Raw genomic sequence first — 18,189 nt, 5'->3', positions numbered from 1 at the left:
TCTGGTCAGCGGCCGACGGGCGCTATGCTCCAGCCCCGCCGGCCGTGGCGCTTACTGGCTGACGGTTTTCACCGGATGGTCAGGTTTCTTATCATTACCGGGGATCCACGGACTCCACGGCTGCGCGCGAACGGGTTTATCGGTCTGCCAGACCACGTTGAACTGGCCGTTGCCTTCAATTTCACCGATCATCACCGGCTTATGCAGATGATGGTTAGTGGCATCCATGGTCAGGGTAAATCCGGACGGCGCGTTGAAGGTCTGCCCGGCCATCGCCTCGCGTACTTTGTCAACATCGGTGGTGCCCGCTTTGGTCACCGCCTGCGCCCACATATGCAGGCCCACCCAGGTCGCTTCCATCGGATCGTTGGTCACCACCGTATCGGCATTCGGCAGCTTGTGCGCTTTGGCATACGCGCGATAATCGGCGACGAAGGCTTTGTTGGTCGGATTATCGACGGACTCAAAGTAGTTCCATGCCGCGAGGTTGCCGACCAGCGGTTTGGTATCGATGCCGCGCAGCTCCTCTTCCCCCACCGAGAAGGCCACCACCGGCACATCGGTCGCTTTCAGACCCTGGTTAGCCAGCTCTTTGTAGAACGGTACGTTGGAATCGCCATTGATGGTGGAGACCACTGCCGTTTTGCCACCGGCGGCGAATTTTTTGATATTGGCGACGATGGTCTGGTAATCGCTGTAGCCGAACGGGGTGTAGACCTCCTCGATATCTTTGTCCTGGATCCCTTTGGCATGCAGGAAGGCGCGGAGGATCTTGTTGGTAGTGCGCGGATAGACGTAGTCCGTCCCCAGCAGAAAGAAACGTTTAGCGCCGCCGCCGTCCTCGCTCAGCAGGTATTCCACCGCCGGGATAGCCTGCTGGTTAGGCGCCGCGCCGGTATAGAAGACGTTGGGGGACATCTCTTCCCCTTCGTACTGCACCGGGTAGAACAGCAGGCCGTTCAGTTCCTCAAACACCGGCAGGACCGATTTACGCGAGACCGACGTCCAGCAGCCAAACACCACCGCCACTTTATCCTGGGCCAGCAGCTGGCGCGCCTTCTCGGCAAACAGCGGCCAGTTGGAGGCCGGGTCGACCACCACCGGCTCCAGTTTCTTGCCCAGCACCCCGCCTTTGGCGTTGATGTCGTCGATGGCCATCAGCGCGACGTCTTTCAGCGGCGTTTCGGAAATCGCCATCGTCCCGGAGAGCGAATGCATGATCCCGACTTTGATGGTGTCGGCGGCATAGGCCTGGAAGGAGAGACCCATAGCCATAACAGAGGCGGAGAGTGCAAAAGCTTTTAATAACGTTCTACGTTGCATGATTCACTCCTGAGTAGCGCAAAAAATAAAGAATTAACAGCTAACCAGAGGTGATAAGGCAAAAAAGGTGCCAGGTTGTGAAAACAGCGGGATGCGGCGCAGGTGGGCGATAGTGGCGAAGAGGATGGCAGCGTTGCCTCATCACGGTGCAACGCTGCGCTAAGAAAGCAATTACCAGACGTCGGCGGCGATGGAGGTCACCAGACGGACCTTTTGCCATTGCTGGTCTTCGCTGAGGGCATTCCCCTCTTCAGTGGAGGCGAAACCGCACTGCGGGCTGAGGCAGATCTGCTCGAGCGGCACGTACTGCGCGGCCTCGGCGAGTCGCGCTTTTACCCCCTGCGGATTCTCCAGCTCGCCGTTTTTGGTGGTGATCAGCCCGAGGACCACCTGCTGATGGCCGGGACGAATAAAGCGCAGCGGCGCGAAATCCCCGGAGCGGTCGTTGTCGTACTCCAGGAAGAAGGCATCGACATTAACGCTGCCAAACAGCACCTCGGCAACCGGCTCGTAACCGCCTTCCGAGATCCAGGTTGAACGGAAGTTACCCCGGCAGACGTGCAAGCCCACCGTCAGATCGGCCGGCTTACCCTCCAGCGCCTGGTTCAGCACCCGGGCATAAATACGCGCCAGCGCATCCGGATCCTCGCCGCGCTCACGTACCTGCTGGCGCTGGGCATCGGAGCACAGATAGGCCCACACGGTATCGTCCAGCTGCAGATAGCGGCAGCCGGCGTCATAAAACGCGCGGATGGCGTCGCGCCAGGTGGTGGCCAGATCGTCGAAGTAGTCGCTAAGATCCGGGTAGACCGTGGCATCGATATCTTTCCGCCCGCCGCGGAAGTGCAGCACGCTCGGGCTGGGAATGGTCATCTTCGGCTGCGCGTCGCCGCTGATGCTTTTCAGATAGCGGAAATCCTCCAGCATCGGGTGGTCGCCAAACGCCAGCTTGCCGGTGACGCGAACGCCGTGCGCTTTGGTCTGCACGCCGTTGAACTGGATCCCCTGCTCGGCATCGTAACGTTCAACGCCCTGCAGGCCATCGAAGAAATCGAAATGCCACCATGCGCGACGAAACTCACCGTCGGTGACCACATGCAGGCCGCAGTCGCATTGCTGCTGAACCAGATGACGGATCGCGTTATTCTCAATCTCGCGTAGCTGAGCGGCGTCGATAATCCCCTCAGCCAGCTGCTGACGCGCCTGTTTAATGCTGTCCGGGCGCAAAAAACTGCCGACGATGTCTGCGCGGAACGGGGCCTGTTGACGTTGCATGCTGTCTCCTTAGCGGTGGGCGCGTTAGTTGCCCACCGTGATAGTTCATTACTTGAATTTTTAGACTTCTGGATGGCTATATGTCCAGATACTGGCATGCAGAGTGGTGGGTCGCAAACGAGAATATTTCATGGTACATGAAATATTTTCAATCACCGGAAGCAAACGCATAGCCCTCATCTTCCCAGCCGGTGAGTCCGCCGAGCATCATTTTCACCGGCCGCCCCAGCTCGGCCAGCTTCAGCGCGGCAACGTCAGCGCCGTTGCAGTGCGGCCCGGCGCAGTAGACCACAAAGAGGGTATCCGCCGGCCAGGCCGCCATTCGCTCGGCGGTGATCTGGCTGTGCGGGAGATGCTGCGCGCCTGGCAGGTGACGTCTGGCGAAAGCTTCCTCGCTGCCGACCACGTGCAGCAGGACGAAGTCGACCTCGCCGGCACGCTGGGCGCTGTGCACATCGGCGCAGTCGGTCTCAAGATGCAGCTTATGGCTGAACCAGCGGATAGCCTCAGCGGAGGTGGCGGGGGTAAATTGGGTTACTACACTCATGGCGTCTTCTCCTTGTCTGTGATAACACTACTTTACTGACGCCCATCACCCTGATCTGCCGACAACCATGACAGAAAACGCTAACATCCTGACAACCCCTTCTGTGACACCGTCACATCATCAGGTGGTCGCCCTCGCCTACGATGGCCTGTGCACCTTTGAGTTTGGCGTAGCCGTGGAGATCTTCGGCCTGCCGCGCCCGGAAATGGGCGACAACTGGTACCAGTTCGCCGTCGCCGCCGTCGATGAAGGGCCGCTGTGCGCTACCGGCGGCATCCGCCTGATGACCGACGGCGGTCCTGAACTTCTCGCCCAGGCGGATACGATCGTGGTCCCCGGCTGGCGCGGCGTCGACGCCCCGGTCCCCGAGGCGCTGTGCGCCGCGCTGGCTTCCGCCCACGCCCGCGGATGTCGGATTATTTCTATCTGTTCCGGGGTGTTCGTTCTCGCCGCCGCCGGGCTGCTCAATGGCCGCCAGGCGACAACCCACTGGCGCTACACCGCGGCGCTGCAGTCCCGCTTTCCGCAGATCCAGGTGGTGGAGGATGTCCTTTACGTGGGCGATGCTTTGCTGATGACTTCCGCCGGCAGCGCGGCGGGGATCGACCTTTGTCTGCATCTGGTGCGTGAAGATTTCGGCAGCGAAGCCGCCAACGTCGTCGCCCGCCGCCTGGTCGTCTCTCCCCATCGCGACGGCGGTCAGGCGCAGCAGGTCCTGCGCCCGGTAGCCCGCAGCCGGGAGAGCCTGCGCCTCGGTCAGCTGTTTGACTATCTGCACCAGCATCTTGCCGCCAGCCATACCGTCGCTTCCCTCGCCCAGCGCGCCGGCATGGGGACGCGAACCTTTTTGCGCCGCTTTGAGGAGGCCACCGGTAAAACGCCCGCCCGCTGGCTGCTGGAGGAACGACTGCTGCGCGCCCGCCAGCACCTGACGGAGAGCACGATGGGCATCGATCAGATCGCTGAGCGCTGCGGGTTTGCCAGCGCCGGCCCCCTGCGCCACCATTTTCGCCAGCACTTCGCGCTCAGCCCGCTGCAGTACCGTAAACAGTTTACGCCTTCTCCGATTGCAAAATCGTCGCAGCCACGGACAATAGACGGCCACAGTAAACCGGTCGCCAGGAGGGTCGATGATGAAGAAAGAGTGTCGGGTAGTGATCTATAAAGAGGGGCTGCTGGGCAGTCTGTTTTTTGGCGAAGCCAAGGCCGACCCTGACAAAATGAGCCAGTTTCTCAGCAGCTATACCCGTGAGGGATGGGAAGTGAAAACCATGTCGGTGGAGCGCCGCCGTACCGCCCTGTTCTGGTCGCGGGAAGCGTATCTTTTCGTGCTCGAACGCCCCCTCTGACAGCCTGCGCCTGGTTTACACGTTTAAGCCAGGCGTTTCTAAGCGTCACCTTTCAGGGCTGACGGATATAGCCCTGCTCCTGCATTTTCTGCATGCCTTCCTCGCTGGCGCAGACCATGCCGGTAGTCAACATGGCAAAGCCAAAGCGCTGATAAAACGTAATTTTATCGGCCACCGCATAGATAAATATTTTGCCAAAGGGCAGGAGTTGCTCCCGGATGGCCAGCATCAGCTGTTGCCCGTAGCCCTGTCCCTGACGAGCGGGGACGATCGCCACATCCGCCAGATAGCTGCTCCAGGTGCAGTCGCTGATGGCTCGCGCCACGGCAATCAGCTGACCGTTCTCATAGCCAAACCAGCAGAAGGTGCTCTGGCGGAACGCCTGCTCCAGTTGCTGAACATCACGCTCATTCAGCCCGGCCTCGGCAATGATCGTTCGCACTCGCTGCCAGTCCACCCGCGCGATCGCCTCTTTACCCTCAATCACCATCATGACCTTGTCTCCCGTCGTCTCCCGGAAGCAAGATCTAGCATGCCGCGGCAGGATATGCCAGATGGAAAGCCGGACTGAAGCAGTCGGTACAGGGTGGAAGGGGCAAAAAAAAACCGCCATATGACTGGCGGTAAATCAATGCTTGCATGGATAGATTGTGTTTTGCATTTTTCGCAGACAGATAAGCTTTACCTCTCTACGTTTGCTGCCGAAGTTAGCATGCTCAACTTCAATAAAGCCTCAACGACCAGCAGCTAAAGCTTCTCCACCAGCGCTTTCAGCTGCGCCAGGGTCTGCTGCCGGTCCTCCGCGGCGGCGACAGGCCAGGCCGACTGGCGCACGATGAGCCGGGTCGGCAGCAGCTCGCGGATCCGCAGCTGCGGGGCCGCCATCAGGGCAATCAGCCGCTCCACCGCCCTTTTGCCCAACAGATCGAAGTCCTGCGCCACCGTGGTGAGCGGCGGCTGGAAGTAAAGGCTGTCGGCGGTGTCATCGTAGCCGGTCACCGATACCGCCTGGCTGCCGCTGCGATTGAGCTGGGCCAGCGCGCTGAGCACGCCGAGCGCCATCTGATCGTTTGCCACCACTATGGCGCTGATCCGCGGCTGCAGGTGGAGGAGCTCGAAAGTTTTATGCCAACCGCTGGCGGCGCTCCAGTCGCCAAACACCGTAGTAGAGCGGGCAATATTCAGACTGTGCAACGCCTCGCGCCAGCTGGCGAGACGCAGACGGGCGGAAACCGAACTTTCCGGTCCCGCCAGCAGACCAAATTCGCGATGCCCCAGCTCCCACAGGTGGCGCACGCAGGCCCCGCAGCCGTCGCGGTGGTCGAAGCGCACGCAGCAGACATCGGCCTCCGGGGAGACATCGAGAAACAGGCAGGCCATATCCGGTTTGTCTTGCACCAGCCGCTCGGCAGTGGCGCTCTCCAGCGGCAGACTGACGATCACCCCGCGAATATGCTGGGCGCGCAGCTCGTCCAGCCGGGCCTGCAGCGCGACAAAATCGGCCTGCGCCGGCATCGCTATCGCCACTTCCAGCTGATGCAGGCTGGCATGGCTCTTTATCGCGGCGGCGATCTGCGAGGGGGCGTGCAGCGTCAGCGAGGCGGTAATCAGCCCGATGGAGGGCGCCGCTTTGCCGGCAAGCAGCTGCGCCGAGCGGTTAGGCACATAGTGCAGCGCCTGCATCGCGCGGATCACCTGCTCGCGGGTGCGGGCTGACACCACCTCAGGACGGTTCAGCACCCGGGAGACCGTCTGCTGGGACACACCCGCGGCGCGGGCGACATCCTCCAGGGTTGCGGTTCGACGCGGCATCTTTTCTCCTCAGCAATAACAATGTCGTGCGCTAACATTTTATGTTTAACGTGCGACAAAAAACAGCGCTTCTCCCCCGCTTTCGTGATCGTCTGTTAATTTCGATTCCCCCGAGATTGCTGGACAAAACAAATTACCCGATAACGTTAATCATCCTGTTTAGCGAACGACAATTTCTGACTTACCGGGGTTTAATATGCAAATTAGCGATACCGGCCGCAGCCACACTCCTGACTTTCACGCCGTCCTCGCCCGTGAAGACTGGCAGAACCAGACCATTACCCACCTTAACCGCCTGCCAGCGCATCCCGTTTTCGCCAGCTGGCGCGATGAGCTTGCCGCCCGCGATAACCTACCTTCATCCCGCCGCCGTCAACTGGACGGCGAGTGGCAGTTCTCTTACGCCCGCAGCCCGTTTGCCGTCGATGCGCAGTGGTTGACGCAGGATCTACCGGACTGCCGCGGCACGCCTGTGCCTTCCAACTGGCAGATGGAGGGCTATGACGCGCCGATCTACACCAACGTCCGCTATCCCATCGACACCACCCCACCGCGGGTGCCGGAGGATAACCCGACCGGCTGCTACTCCCTGCACTTTACGGTTGAGGACACATGGCGCGAGAACGGGCAAACGCAGATTATTTTCGATGGCGTCAACTCGGCGTTTCATCTGTGGTGCAATGGCGTATGGGTCGGCTATTCGCAGGACAGTCGCCTGCCGGCGGCGTTCGATCTCAGCCCCTTCCTGCGTCCGGGCGACAACCGCCTGTGCGTGATGGTCATGCGCTGGAGCGCCGGCAGCTGGCTGGAAGACCAGGATATGTGGCGGATGAGCGGCATTTTCCGCTCGGTATGGCTGCTGAATAAGCCGCAGCAACGGCTATGCGACGTGCAGTTGACGCCAGCCCTTGACGCCCTCTATCGCGACGGCACTCTGCAGGTCCAGGCGACCATCGAAGCGACTGAGGCGGCGCTTGCCGGGCTCAGCGTCGGGGTTAGCCTGTGGCGCGGCGAGGAGCAGATCGCCGCCGGGCGGCAGCCGTTAGGTACCCCGACGGTGGATGAGCGCGGCCACTACGCGGAACGGGTCGATTTCTCCCTGGCGGTGGCGACGCCGGCGCACTGGAGCGCGGAAACCCCGAACTGTTATCGCGCCGTGGTCACCCTGTGGCGCGGCGACGAACTGCTGGAGGCCGAAGCGTGGGACATCGGTTTTCGCCGCATCGAGATTGCCGATGGCCTGCTGCGTCTCAACGGTAAACCGCTGCTGATCCGCGGCGTTAACCGCCATGAGCATCATCATTTGCGCGGGCAGGTGGTCACCGAGGCGGATATGGTGCAGGACATTCTGTTGATGAAGCAGAACAACTTTAACGCCGTGCGCTGCTCGCACTATCCCAACGCGCCGCGCTGGTATGAACTCTGCAACCGCTACGGTCTGTACGTGGTCGATGAAGCCAATATTGAAACCCACGGGATGGTGCCGATGAATCGGCTGTCCGACGATCCGGCGTGGCTGCCAGTCTTCAGCGCCCGCGTCACCCGGATGGTACAGAGCAACCGCAACCATCCGTGCATTATCATCTGGTCGCTGGGCAACGAGTCCGGCGTCGGCGGCAACCACGAAGCGCTGTACCACTGGCTGAAACGCAACGATCCGAGCCGTCCGGTGCAGTACGAGGGCGGCGGCGCGGATACCACCGCCACCGATATTATCTGTCCGATGTACGCCCGCGTCGAACGCGACCAGCCGATCCCGGCGGTCCCCAAATGGGGGATCAAAAAATGGATCAGCCTGCCCGGTGAGCAGAGGCCGCTGATCCTTTGCGAGTACGCCCACGCGATGGGCAACAGCCTCGGCAACTTCGCCGATTACTGGCAGGCCTTTCGCGAGTATCCGCGGCTGCAGGGCGGGTTTATCTGGGACTGGGCCGACCAGGCGATCCGCAAAACCTTTGCCGACGGCAGCGTCGGCTGGGCCTATGGCGGCGACTTTGGTGATAAGCCTAACGATCGCCAGTTCTGTATGAACGGTCTGGTGTTTCCCGATCGCACGCCGCATCCGTCGCTGGTGGAGGCGAAGCACGCCCAGCAGTATTTTCAGTTCACGCTGCTGTCGACCTCGCCGCTGCGGGTGCGCATCATCAGCGAATACCTGTTCCGCCCAACCGATAACGAAGTGCTGCGCTGGCAGGTGCAGGCGGCCGGTGAACCCCTGTATCACGGCGACCTGACCCTGGCGCTGCCCCCTGAGGGCAGCGACGAGATAACGCTGCTCGATAGCCTGATCCTGCCTGAAGGCGCCCGCGCGGTGTGGCTGACGCTGGAGGTGACCCAGCCCCAGGCGACCGCCTGGTCAGAAGCGGAGCACCGCGTCGCCTGGCAACAGTTTCCCCTGCCCGCCCCGCTGGCGCTGCCGGCGCCCACCGTGTCTGCCGGCGCTCCGGATCTTATCGTCAGCGATGAGGTCTGGCAGATCCGCGCCGGTTCGCAATGCTGGACCATCGATCGCCGGACGGGTCTGCTGAGCCGCTGGTCGGTTGGCGGTCAGGAGCAGCTGTTGACCCCCCTGCGTGACCAGTTTATTCGCGCGCCGCTCGACAACGACATCGGGGTCAGCGAAGTAGAGCGTATCGACCCCAACGCCTGGGTGGAGCGCTGGAGAAGCGCCGGCCTGTACGATCTTGAGGCGCACTGCGTCCAGTGCGATGCGCAGCGCCTGGCAAATGAAACCCTCGTCGACTGCCGCTGGCACTACCTGCGCGGCGAAGAGGTAGTGATTGTCAGCCACTGGCGCATGCACTTCACTGCTGACGGAACCCTGCGGTTGGCGGTGGACGGCGAACGGGCGGAAACCCTGCCGCCGCTGCCGCGGGTCGGGCTGCACTTCCAGGTGGCGGATCAGCAGGCGCCGGTGAGCTGGCTGGGTCTGGGGCCGCATGAGAACTACCCCGACCGGCGGAGCAGCGCCTGCTTCGCCCGCTGGGAGCAGCCGCTGGCGGCGATGACCACCCCCTATATCTTCCCGACGGAAAACGGCCTGCGCTGTGATACCCAGGCGCTGGACTGGGGGCGCTGGCACATCAGCGGTCATTTCCACTTCTCCGTTCAGCCATGGAGCACCCGTCAGCTGATGGAGACCGACCACTGGCACAAGATGCAGGCCGAAGACGGCGTGTGGATCACCCTCGACGGCCTGCATATGGGGGTGGGAGGCGATGACTCCTGGACCCCCAGCGTGCTGCCGCAGTGGCTCCTGAGCCAAACGCGCTGGCAGTACGAGGTCTCATTGCGTTGCTTTTAATCCGTGGGGGCGACAGCCCCCACCCCACAAACAGAATAACAAGGGATCATGGTGATGAAATTCTCAGAACTGGCGCCACGAGAACGGCATAATTTCGTCTATTTCCTGCTGTTCTTTTTCTTTTACTATTTCATTATGTCGGCCTACTTCCCGTTTTTTCCGGTGTGGCTGGCGGACGTTAACCATTTAACTAAAACGGAAACCGGGATCGTTTTCTCGTCTATCTCGTTATTCGCCATTATTTTTCAGCCGGTGTTCGGCCTGATGTCGGATAAGCTCGGCCTGCGCAAACATCTGCTGTGGACCATTACGGTATTGTTAATTCTGTTCGCGCCATTCTTTATTTTCGTTTTCTCTCCGCTGCTGCAGATGAATATTATCGCTGGTTCGCTGGTAGGCGGGATCTACCTGGGGATTGTTTTCTCCAGCGGCTCCGGGGCGGTGGAAGCTTATATCGAACGCGTCAGCCGGGCCAACCGCTTTGAATATGGCAAAGTGCGGGTCGCAGGCTGCGTCGGCTGGGCGCTATGCGCCTCGATAACCGGCGTGCTGTTCGGCATCGATCCCAATATCACCTTCTGGATCGCCTCCGGCTTTGCGCTGGTGCTCGGTCTGCTGCTCTGGCTGTCGCGGCCGGAAAGCAGCAACAGCGCCCAGGTTATCGAGGCGCTGGGCGCCAATCGCCAGGCCTTTTCGCTGCGTACGGCGGCAGAGCTGCTGCGTATGCCGCGCTTCTGGGGCTTTATCGTCTATGTGGTGGGTGTCGCCAGCGTCTACGACGTGTTTGACCAGCAGTTCGCCAACTTTTTCAAAAGCTTTTTCGCCAGTCCGCAGCGCGGTACCGAAGTGTTTGGCTTCGTCACCACCGGCGGCGAGTTGCTCAACGCGCTGATCATGTTCTGCGCGCCGGCCATCGTTAACCGCATCGGCGCCAAAAACGCCCTGCTGACCGCGGGGATGATCATGTCGGTGCGTATTCTCGGGTCGTCCTTCGCCTCATCGGCAGTCGAGGTGGTGATCCTCAAGATGCTGCATATGTTTGAGATCCCCTTCCTGCTGGTGGGAACTTTTAAATATATCTCTTCCGCCTTTAACCCGCGCCTCTCGGCCACCCTGTTCCTGATCGGTTTTAATCTGTCAAAACAGTTGTCCGGGGTGGTGCTTTCCGCCTGGGTGGGCCGGATGTACGACACCGTCGGCTTCCATCAGGCCTATCTGATCCTCGGCTGCATAACCCTGAGCTTCACCCTGCTCTCGTTCGTCACCCTACGCGGCGGCAACCGTCTGCTGCCGACCGCAGAGACGCAGAGCCCCGCCTGACTCCAGCGCCCCCGTCAGGGATGACGGGCTTCACTCGACAATCCGCGTCTCCCCGCCGCGATTCTCCAGCGCATAGCGCTGACAAGGCGCCCCGGCGGCGATAAGCTCCGCCAGCTCCGCCGAGTGGCTGGTCAGCCAGATCTGGCTGTAGCGCGAGGCCTCGATAATCAGCCGGGCCAGCGCGGGCAACATGTCGCGATGCAGGCTGTTCTCCGGTTCATTGATCGCCAGAAACGCCGGCGGGCACGGACTGAGCAGCGCGACAGCGAGGCACAAAAAGCGCAGCGTACCGTCGGACATCTCCGCCGCCAGCAGCGGGCGGCGGATCCCTTCGCGACGCATTTTCAGAGCGAAACGCGAGTGCTCGTTTTCACAATAAAACTGGCAGCCGGGAAAGGCGTCGGCAAGGATTTCATGCAAAATCTCCTCCGCGCCGATCTCGACAATGGTCTGAAAGGCGGCGGCGAGATTCTGGCCATCGCTGTCGAGGACTGGCGAACGGAAACCCACGGCCGGCTGACGCAGCGGCGAATGACGGCCAATCGCGAATTCATGATAAAACCGCCAACGGCGCAGGGTCTCCCGCACTCGCGACACTTCGGGAAAACGGTGCGGCTCGCCAAGCTGACCGAACACCGACTCATTTTCATAAATACTCTCGGTGAAAGTACTTTTCTCCCCGGTGACATCGACGAGAAACGCCGCCTGATTCTTGCGCTGCAGTACGCGGGAGGAAGGCCGGCGGGAGTAGCCGGCCAGCCAGATATTCTCTTCTTTAACGATAGGATCGAGCATGAATTGCGTCGGATAGGGCAATTTTTCAGGGAAGCCTATCTGCAGCTCATAATCGAAGCTGTCGGTCCGGCAGGCGATTTGCAGCCGGCGGGGGTGACGATCGAGGGGCGAACGCTCCCCGGACCACATCATATTCTCCAGACCGCCCTCTTCGCTGATAAACCCCGAAAGCCTGCCCTCAGCGGCAGCGGTCAGCAGGTGGATGGCGTTATAAATATTGGATTTACCGCAGCCGTTAGGGCCGAAGACAATGTTCAGCGGCCCGAGCGCCAGCGCGATATCCTTCACTGAGCGAAAATTTTGAATACGAATGTACTGAATCATTATGCGTCCGGCCCTGGAAATAGAAGGCTGCCACAGTAGCACAGCGGCGCCCGGCATACCCTCTTACGCCCCCTTTCGGGCAGGGTTTAACAGAACATTTTTTTCATTCCACGGGTCAGAGCGACCCGCGTCAGCTTATCGCTATCCTGATGGGCGTCGCTGAAAACGCCAAAAAAATAGCGTTCATCGTCAATGGTTTGGCTAACAATTCGGTAGCTCAACGGTTGCCCGGATAGCGCACCGTACTGCGCAGGCGTCACCGAGACCTCGGTCGCGTCATCGGCGACGCTGACCAACAGCCCGTCCGCCTTACCGCCCACCAGCATGACCTTAATTATCGGGTGCACCAGTTCCTCCCGGGATGGCATATAGCGTTGGCGAACCGCAGGGACCGGCGGGCGTGGTGATCGGCAAACAGCGACGCCCGACAGAGTGCGGTATTTAGTACTTTCTTATAGTTCATCACGGCCTTGAGTCAAAAAATAGCGTGCTTAGGCAGGGCTAGATATTGATTATTCGAAATAAAAGATGACAAATGATGAAGGAAAAAAGAGGAATTGTGAATCAGCAAAACGCCGGGTTATTCTTATTTGTCGCTTCTTTACTCGCCTTTATCGGCCCTCACTCAAGGATGTATGTGGTTATGCGTTATATTCGCCTGTGTATTATCTCCCTGTTAGCCACCCTGCCGCTGGCGGTACACGCCAGCCCGCAGCCGCTTGAGCAAATTAAACTAAGCGAAAGCCAGCTGTCGGGCCGCGTAGGCATGATAGAAATGGATCTGGCCAGCGGCCGCACGCTGACCGCCTGGCGCGCCGATGAACGCTTTCCCATGATGAGCACCTTTAAAGTAGTGCTCTGCGGCGCAGTGCTGGCGCGGGTGGATGCCGGTGACGAACAGCTGGAGCGAAAGATCCACTATCGCCAGCAGGATCTGGTGGACTACTCGCCGGTCAGCGAAAAACACCTTGCCGACGGCATGACGGTCGGCGAACTCTGCGCCGCCGCCATTACCATGAGCGATAACAGCGCCGCCAATCTGCTGCTGGCCACCGTCGGCGGCCCCGCAGGATTGACTGCCTTTTTGCGCCAGATCGGCGACAACGTCACCCGCCTTGACCGCTGGGAAACGGAACTGAATGAGGCGCTTCCCGGCGACGCCCGCGACACCACTACCCCGGCCAGCATGGCCGCGACCCTGCGCAAGCTGCTGACCAGCCAGCGTCTGAGCGCCCGTTCGCAACGGCAGCTGCTGCAGTGGATGGTGGACGATCGAGTCGCCGGACCGTTGATCCGCTCCGTGCTGCCGGCGGGCTGGTTTATCGCCGATAAGACCGGAGCTGGCGAACGGGGTGCGCGCGGGATTGTCGCCCTGCTTGGCCCGAATAACAAAGCAGAGCGCATCGTGGTGATTTATCTGCGGGATACGCCGGCGAGCATGGCCGAGCGAAATCAGCAAATCGCCGGGATCGGCGCGGCGCTGATCGAGCACTGGCAACGCTAACCCGGCGGTGGCCGCGCGCGTTATCCGGCTCGTAGCACCTCGCAGGCGTGCCGGGCGATATGACTGGCGGCGGCATCGGAGAGATGCCGGTCGGTAATGATGGTGGTGAACCGGGTCAAAGGTAACGCCATGAACGTGGCCACCTGATTGTATTTCGAACTGTCGCACAGCAGGATGCTTCTCGCGCTGACCTGGCTGACGGTCTCCTTGACGGTAACCTTGTTCTCATCAGGGGTGAATATCCCGCGGCTGTCCCAGCCGCTGGCGGAGATAAAGGCCGTATCGATAGCCAGGTGGCGTAACGTACGCGCCGCCGATTCGCCCACGCAGGAGCGGTTCTCCCGGCACAGAGTGCCGCCGGTGTGGATCACGCCGCACTGACTGGCATCGATCAGCAGCTGGGTTATCTCAAAATCATTGGTGACCACCTGGAGATCGTTCCGGTCGAGGATCGCCCGCGCCAGCGCCAGGGTGGTAGTCCCGGCATCCAGATAGATGCAACTGTTTTTGGCGATATGACTCGCCGCCAGCGCGCCGATCGCCTGTTTCTCCTCACTCTGCAGCGTGCTTTTCACCAGATGACTGGGTTCCGCGGCCAGCCGGCTGACGGCGCGCACGCCGCCCGAGACGCTGACCAGCAGCCCCTGCTCCTCCAGTTTACTAACGTCCCGACGGATGGTCATATGGGACACGCCGAGGATCTCCGTCAGCTCGTTAATGCTTACCGCCCCACGCTGCTCCACCAGGGCTAAAATACGCTGATGTCGTTCTATTGGAATCACCGCTCTCCCCTTACCATTTTTTCACACCAGGCGTCACCACCCAGGCTACGGCCCTGGCGACACCCGGTGTTGTTATCGCGCTTTGCCGCTGTTTTTTACGCTATTTTAGGGCAAGAATCGCCGCTGTGCAGCCTCTTTCCGCCTGTGAATTTTTTATATTCATGTGGGTTATTCGTGATAACTCTCACATAAATTCACATGATAACGCTTTATTCTATCATTAAATCACATTAATTAACTAATGTTCACAAGGAGACCAGCATGGCTGCACACACTAACGTCTGCGTGATTGGACTGGGTTCAATGGGCATGGGCGCCGCCCGCGCCTGCCTGCAGGCGGGCCTGAACACCTGGGGCGTTGACATCAATCCCGACAACTGTCGCGCACTGCTGGCGGCGGGCGCCAAAGGCGCGGGCCCCAGCGCGGTGCCGTTCGCCGCGGAACTGGATGCAGTTGTGCTGCTGGTGGTCAATGCCGCCCAGGTGCGGGGGATCCTGTTCGGCGAGAGCGGCCTCGCCGCCCATCTGAAGCCGGGCACCGTCGTGATGGTGTCGTCCACCATCGCCTCCGCCGATGCTCAGGCCATTGCCGAGGCGCTGGAGGAGTACCAGCTATTGATGCTCGACGCGCCGGTATCGGGCGGCGCCGTGAAAGCGGCCGCCGGCGACATGACGGTGATGGCCTCCGGGAGCGATGCCGCCTTTGCCCGCCTCGCGCCGGTGCTGGACGCCGTGGCCGGCAAAGTCTACCGCATCGGGAGCGACATTGGTCTTGGCTCGACGGTAAAAATTATCCATCAGCTGCTGGCCGGGGTGCACATCGCCGTTGCCGCCGAAGCGATGGCGCTTGCCGCCCGCGCCGGGATCCCACTGGAGACGATGTATGACGTGGTCACCCACGCGGCGGGTAATTCCTGGATGTTTGAGAATCGCATGCAGCACGTCCTGGATGGCGATTACTCGCCAAAATCCGCTGTCGATATTTTTGTCAAAGATCTCGGGCTGGTGAATGACACTGCCCGGGCGCTGACCTTCCCGCTGCCGCTCGCCACTACCGCGCTGAATATGTTCACCTCCGCCAGTAATGCCGGATTCGGTCGGGAAGATGACAGCGCGGTGATCAAGATTTTCAACGGCATCACCCTGCCGGGCCATAAACAGTGAGGAGAGACAACATGCAGCTTGGTGTCATTGCCGATGACTTCACCGGCGCCACGGATATTGCCAGCTTCCTCGTGCGCAACGGCATGCCGACGGTGCAACTGAATGGCGTGCCGACCCGCGATATTCCGCTGACCAGCGAGGCGGTGGTCATCAGCCTGAAAACCCGCTCCTGCCCGGCGGAAATGGCCGTCAGCCAGTCGCTGGCGGCCCTGCGCTGGCTGCAGGCCCAGGGCTGTCAGCAGTTTTATTTCAAGTACTGTTCCACTTTCGACAGCACCGCGCAGGGCAACATTGGCCCGGTGCTGGATGCCCTGCTGGCCGAGCTGGGTGAGACGCGGACGGTGATTTCCCCGGCGCTGCCGGTTAACGGCCGCACGGTCTATCAGGGATATCTGTTCGTCGGCGAGCAACTGCTGAATGAGTCCGGGATGCGCCACCATCCGGTGACGCCGATGGAGGATGCGCACCTGGGCCGCTTAATTGAGCGCCAGGGGCGCGGAAAAGCCGCGCTGATTGCCTGGCCGATTGTCGCCCGGGGGCCGGAGGCGGTCGCCGCCGCGCTGGCGGCAGTCAACGATCCGGCGGTGCGCTATGTGGTGCTCGACGCCCTCAGCGAACAGGATCTGCTCACCCAGGGCGTGGCGCTGCGGGAGATGAAGCTGGTCTCCGGCGGTTCCGGCCTCGCCATCGGCCTCGCCCGCGACTGGGCGCAGCGCCATGGCGCCCGGGGTGAAAGCGCTCAGGCCGGCATGCCGCTGGTCGGCCCGGCGGTGGTGCTCTCGGGCTCCTGCTCGGTGATGACCAACAGCCAGGTGGCGGCCTATCGTCAACAGGCCCCCGCCCGCGCCGTCGACTTAAGCGCCTGCTTTACCGATCTGGAGAGCTACGTCAGGACGCTGACTGACTGGGTGGACGCGCAGCGCGATGCGCCGCTGGCGCCGATGATCTATGCCACCACCGAGCCGCAAACGCTGCAGCGGATCCAGGCGCAGTATAGCGACAAGGCCAGCAGCGAACGGGTGGAACAGCTGTTTGCCGCTCTTGCCGCCGCCCTGAAGGCGAAAGGATTTACCCGCTTTATTGTGGCCGGAGGGGAAACGTCGAGCATTGTGGCGCAGACCCTGGGGGTTGAGGCGTTCCATATTGGGCCGACCATCTCCCCTGGCGTGCCCTGGGTGCGTGACACCCGCCAGCCGCTCTCCCTGGCGCTGAAGTCAGGTAACTTCGGCGATATCCAGTTCTTTGCCCGTGCCCAGCAGGAGTTTCGTCATGACTGAGCAACAACTGCGAGAGGAAATGGTGCAGATTGGCTCCTCGTTATTTAGCCGCGGCTATGCCACCGGCTCCGCTGGCAATCTGTCGCTGCTGCTGCCGGACGGCAACCTGCTGGCGACGCCGACCGGCGCCTGCCTCGGCGAACTGCAGGCTCAGCGGTTGTCGGTGGTGACGCTGCAAGGAGAATGGATCTCCGGCGACAAACCGTCGAAAGAGGTCACTTTTCACCGGGCGGTCTATTTGCACAACCCGGCCTGCAAGGCGATCGTCCACTTGCACAGCCACTATCTGACCGCGCTCTCCTGCCTGCAGGGGCTCGATCCGCACAACTGTATCCGCCCCTTTACCCCCTATGTGGTGATGCGCGTCGGCGACGTCCCGGTGGTTCCCTACTACCGGCCGGGCGATGACCGTATTGCCCAGGCGCTGGCCGGGCTGGCGCCCCGCTATAACGCCTTTTTACTGGCCAACCACGGACCGGTGGTTACTGGCTCATCGCTGCGCGAAGCCACCAACAATACCGAGGAACTGGAAGAGACCGCACGGCTGATATTTACCCTCGGCAACCGCGAGATCCGCTACCTGACCGCTGACGAAGTGAAAGAACTGAGATAAAACCATGCCAAAATTCGCTGCAAATTTATCCATGCTGTTTACCGAACTGCCGTTCCTGGAACGCTTTGCCGCCGCTGCCCGGGCGGGATTTGAAGCCGTTGAGTTTCTGTTTCCCTATGAGTATGCCGCCGGGGAAATCAGACAGCGCCTGCAGGAGAACCAGCTGCAGCTGGTGCTGTTCAATACCCCACCCGGCGACGTCAACGCCGGAGAATGGGGGCTTGCCGCCATCCCCGGGAGAAGCGCGGAGGCCCGACGCGATATTGAGCTGGCGCTGGAGTATGCCTGCCAGCTCGGTTGCCCGCAGGTGCATATCATGGCCGGCGTGGTACAGCCGGGGTTGGATCGCGCAGCCTGCGAGGCCGTGCTTATCGATAATCTGCGCTACGCGGCGGAGTGCTTTGCCCGCCACGACAAGCGGATACTCATCGAAGCGCTGAATCCGCAGACCAAACCGGGCTATCTCTACCACAGCCAATATCAGACGCTGGCGATGGTGAAACGGGTCGACAGGCCGAACGTCGCGGTGCAGTTAGATCTGTTTCACGCGCAGAAGGTGGACGGCAATTTAAGCCATCTTATTACCGAATATGCCGGCCAGTATCGCCATATTCAGATTGCCTCCCTGCCCGACCGTCATGAACCGAATGAGGGCGAAATAAACTATCCGTGGCTCTATGTGCTACTGGATAAAACCGGTTATGACGGCTGGATCGGCTGCGAATATATCCCCCGGACAGACACGCTTTCCGGGCTGGGGTGGTTCTCGCCCTACCGGAAAAAATAAACGCCGTTTTCTA

At 60.9% G+C, this 18,189-nt stretch carries 17 protein-coding genes; 9 read left to right on the top strand and 8 right to left on the bottom strand.

Going from position 1 to position 18,189, the window contains the following annotated elements:
• Nucleotides 1-51: 51 nt before the first annotated feature.
• The 3 genes from urtA to DR88_RS14770 form a co-directional block, all read right to left on the bottom strand.
• The gene (gene urtA, locus DR88_RS14760) at nt 52-1,323 is read right to left on the bottom strand and encodes an urea ABC transporter substrate-binding protein (RefSeq protein WP_004176249.1); all 1,272 of its coding nucleotides are present in this window, start codon (nt 1,321-1,323) and stop codon (nt 52-54) included.
• A gap of 171 nt (nt 1,324-1,494) precedes the next feature.
• On the bottom strand, nt 1,495-2,598 hold the full coding sequence (locus DR88_RS14765; protein ID WP_004148338.1) for a cobalamin-independent methionine synthase II family protein: 1,104 nt from the start codon (nt 2,596-2,598) through the stop codon (nt 1,495-1,497).
• Between the two features lie 148 nt (nt 2,599-2,746).
• Nucleotides 2,747-3,145 (bottom strand): rhodanese-like domain-containing protein, encoded by a 399-nt coding sequence (locus tag DR88_RS14770; RefSeq protein WP_025862031.1) that lies wholly within the window; start codon nt 3,143-3,145, stop codon nt 2,747-2,749.
• A gap of 67 nt (nt 3,146-3,212) precedes the next feature.
• Between DR88_RS14770 and ftrA the strand changes: the two genes are divergently transcribed.
• Both ftrA and DR88_RS14780 read left to right on the top strand, forming a co-directional pair.
• Nucleotides 3,213-4,310, top strand: coding sequence for a transcriptional regulator FtrA (gene ftrA / locus DR88_RS14775; protein WP_025862030.1), 1,098 nt, complete (start codon nt 3,213-3,215; stop codon nt 4,308-4,310).
• Nucleotides 4,279-4,494, top strand: a complete 216-nt coding sequence (locus tag DR88_RS14780; protein ID WP_004205985.1) for a DUF4177 domain-containing protein — start codon at nt 4,279-4,281, stop codon at nt 4,492-4,494. Before ftrA ends, DR88_RS14780 begins: the two co-directional genes overlap by 32 nt.
• 52 nt (nt 4,495-4,546) lie before the next feature.
• Here the strand turns inward: DR88_RS14780 and DR88_RS14785 are convergent, their stop codons facing one another.
• Complete coding sequence (locus DR88_RS14785) at nt 4,547-4,987, bottom strand: GNAT family N-acetyltransferase (RefSeq protein WP_004176252.1); 441 nt, start codon at nt 4,985-4,987, stop codon at nt 4,547-4,549.
• A gap of 254 nt (nt 4,988-5,241) precedes the next feature.
• On the bottom strand, nt 5,242-6,306 hold the full coding sequence (locus DR88_RS14790; protein ID WP_025862029.1) for a LacI family DNA-binding transcriptional regulator: 1,065 nt from the start codon (nt 6,304-6,306) through the stop codon (nt 5,242-5,244).
• A 196-nt stretch (nt 6,307-6,502) separates the two neighbouring features.
• Here DR88_RS14790 and DR88_RS31295 point away from each other — a divergent pair, with 196 nt between their 5' ends.
• Together DR88_RS31295 and DR88_RS14800 are read left to right on the top strand one after the other, a co-directional pair.
• Entirely contained in the window at nt 6,503-9,610 is a 3,108-nt protein-coding gene (locus DR88_RS31295; RefSeq protein WP_004148330.1) for a beta-galactosidase, read from the top strand.
• A gap of 54 nt (nt 9,611-9,664) precedes the next feature.
• Nucleotides 9,665-10,930: an MFS transporter gene (locus tag DR88_RS14800; protein WP_004176258.1), complete on the top strand. Its 1,266-nt coding sequence runs from the start codon at nt 9,665-9,667 to the stop codon at nt 10,928-10,930.
• A gap of 30 nt (nt 10,931-10,960) precedes the next feature.
• Here the strand turns inward: DR88_RS14800 and DR88_RS14805 are convergent, their stop codons facing one another.
• Together DR88_RS14805 and DR88_RS14810 are read right to left on the bottom strand one after the other, a co-directional pair.
• On the bottom strand, nt 10,961-12,049 hold the full coding sequence (locus DR88_RS14805) for an AAA family ATPase (protein ID WP_025862028.1): 1,089 nt from the start codon (nt 12,047-12,049) through the stop codon (nt 10,961-10,963).
• A gap of 86 nt (nt 12,050-12,135) precedes the next feature.
• Nucleotides 12,136-12,396, bottom strand: a complete 261-nt coding sequence (locus tag DR88_RS14810; protein WP_004176262.1) for a hypothetical protein — start codon at nt 12,394-12,396, stop codon at nt 12,136-12,138.
• Between the two features lie 296 nt (nt 12,397-12,692).
• Between DR88_RS14810 and DR88_RS14815 the strand changes: the two genes are divergently transcribed.
• Nucleotides 12,693-13,553, top strand: a complete 861-nt coding sequence (locus DR88_RS14815; RefSeq protein ID WP_001620095.1) for a broad-spectrum class A beta-lactamase SHV-1 — start codon at nt 12,693-12,695, stop codon at nt 13,551-13,553.
• Between the two features lie 20 nt (nt 13,554-13,573).
• Here the strand turns inward: DR88_RS14815 and DR88_RS14820 are convergent, their stop codons facing one another.
• Nucleotides 13,574-14,335: a DeoR/GlpR family DNA-binding transcription regulator gene (locus DR88_RS14820; protein WP_002210513.1), complete on the bottom strand. Its 762-nt coding sequence runs from the start codon at nt 14,333-14,335 to the stop codon at nt 13,574-13,576.
• Between the two features lie 261 nt (nt 14,336-14,596).
• Here DR88_RS14820 and ltnD point away from each other — a divergent pair, with 261 nt between their 5' ends.
• Genes ltnD through DR88_RS14840 form a run of 4 tightly spaced genes read left to right on the top strand, consistent with a single transcriptional unit; the run spans nt 14,597 to nt 18,176 of the window.
• Nucleotides 14,597-15,499 (top strand): L-threonate dehydrogenase, encoded by a 903-nt coding sequence (gene ltnD, locus DR88_RS14825; protein ID WP_004148326.1) that lies wholly within the window; start codon nt 14,597-14,599, stop codon nt 15,497-15,499.
• An 11-nt stretch (nt 15,500-15,510) separates the two neighbouring features.
• Complete coding sequence (gene otnK, locus DR88_RS14830; protein ID WP_004148325.1) at nt 15,511-16,776, top strand: 3-oxo-tetronate kinase; 1,266 nt, start codon at nt 15,511-15,513, stop codon at nt 16,774-16,776.
• Nucleotides 16,769-17,389: a 3-oxo-tetronate 4-phosphate decarboxylase gene (gene otnC / locus DR88_RS14835; protein ID WP_032443877.1), complete on the top strand. Its 621-nt coding sequence runs from the start codon at nt 16,769-16,771 to the stop codon at nt 17,387-17,389. The genes otnK and otnC overlap by 8 nt, the downstream gene beginning before the upstream one ends.
• A gap of 4 nt (nt 17,390-17,393) precedes the next feature.
• On the top strand, nt 17,394-18,176 hold the full coding sequence (locus DR88_RS14840; RefSeq protein ID WP_032443876.1) for an HPr family phosphocarrier protein: 783 nt from the start codon (nt 17,394-17,396) through the stop codon (nt 18,174-18,176).
• The last annotated feature ends 13 nt before the right edge of the window (nt 18,177-18,189 follow it).

This window comes from Klebsiella pneumoniae, assembly GCF_000742135.1.
Classification (GTDB): Bacteria; Pseudomonadota; Gammaproteobacteria; order Enterobacterales; family Enterobacteriaceae; genus Klebsiella; species Klebsiella pneumoniae.
Note: the sequence above shows the minus strand (reverse complement) of the source record. Positions and strands in the feature narration are given on the sequence as shown.

Excerpts from the sequence above, each read along its gene's own strand:
- DR88_RS14815 (WP_001620095.1), top strand. The coding sequence starts at position 12,693 with ATGCGTTATATTCGCCTGTGTATTATCTCCCTGTTAGCCACCCTGCCG.
- otnK (WP_004148325.1), top strand. The coding sequence starts at position 15,511 with ATGCAGCTTGGTGTCATTGCCGATGACTTCACCGGCGCCACGGATATT.
- DR88_RS14790 (WP_025862029.1), bottom strand. The coding sequence starts at position 6,306 with ATGCCGCGTCGAACCGCAACCCTGGAGGATGTCGCCCGCGCCGCGGGT.
- DR88_RS14765 (WP_004148338.1), bottom strand. The coding sequence starts at position 2,598 with ATGCAACGTCAACAGGCCCCGTTCCGCGCAGACATCGTCGGCAGTTTT.
- DR88_RS14805 (WP_025862028.1), bottom strand. The coding sequence starts at position 12,049 with ATGATTCAGTACATTCGTATTCAAAATTTTCGCTCAGTGAAGGATATC.
- DR88_RS14770 (WP_025862031.1), bottom strand. The coding sequence starts at position 3,145 with ATGAGTGTAGTAACCCAATTTACCCCCGCCACCTCCGCTGAGGCTATC.
- ftrA (WP_025862030.1), top strand. The coding sequence starts at position 3,213 with ATGACAGAAAACGCTAACATCCTGACAACCCCTTCTGTGACACCGTCA.
- DR88_RS14785 (WP_004176252.1), bottom strand. The coding sequence starts at position 4,987 with ATGATGGTGATTGAGGGTAAAGAGGCGATCGCGCGGGTGGACTGGCAG.
- DR88_RS14840 (WP_032443876.1), top strand. The coding sequence starts at position 17,394 with ATGCCAAAATTCGCTGCAAATTTATCCATGCTGTTTACCGAACTGCCG.
- otnC (WP_032443877.1), top strand. The coding sequence starts at position 16,769 with ATGACTGAGCAACAACTGCGAGAGGAAATGGTGCAGATTGGCTCCTCG.
- ltnD (WP_004148326.1), top strand. The coding sequence starts at position 14,597 with ATGGCTGCACACACTAACGTCTGCGTGATTGGACTGGGTTCAATGGGC.
- DR88_RS14780 (WP_004205985.1), top strand. The coding sequence starts at position 4,279 with ATGAAGAAAGAGTGTCGGGTAGTGATCTATAAAGAGGGGCTGCTGGGC.
- urtA (WP_004176249.1), bottom strand. The coding sequence starts at position 1,323 with ATGCAACGTAGAACGTTATTAAAAGCTTTTGCACTCTCCGCCTCTGTT.
- DR88_RS14800 (WP_004176258.1), top strand. The coding sequence starts at position 9,665 with ATGAAATTCTCAGAACTGGCGCCACGAGAACGGCATAATTTCGTCTAT.
- DR88_RS31295 (WP_004148330.1), top strand. The coding sequence starts at position 6,503 with ATGCAAATTAGCGATACCGGCCGCAGCCACACTCCTGACTTTCACGCC.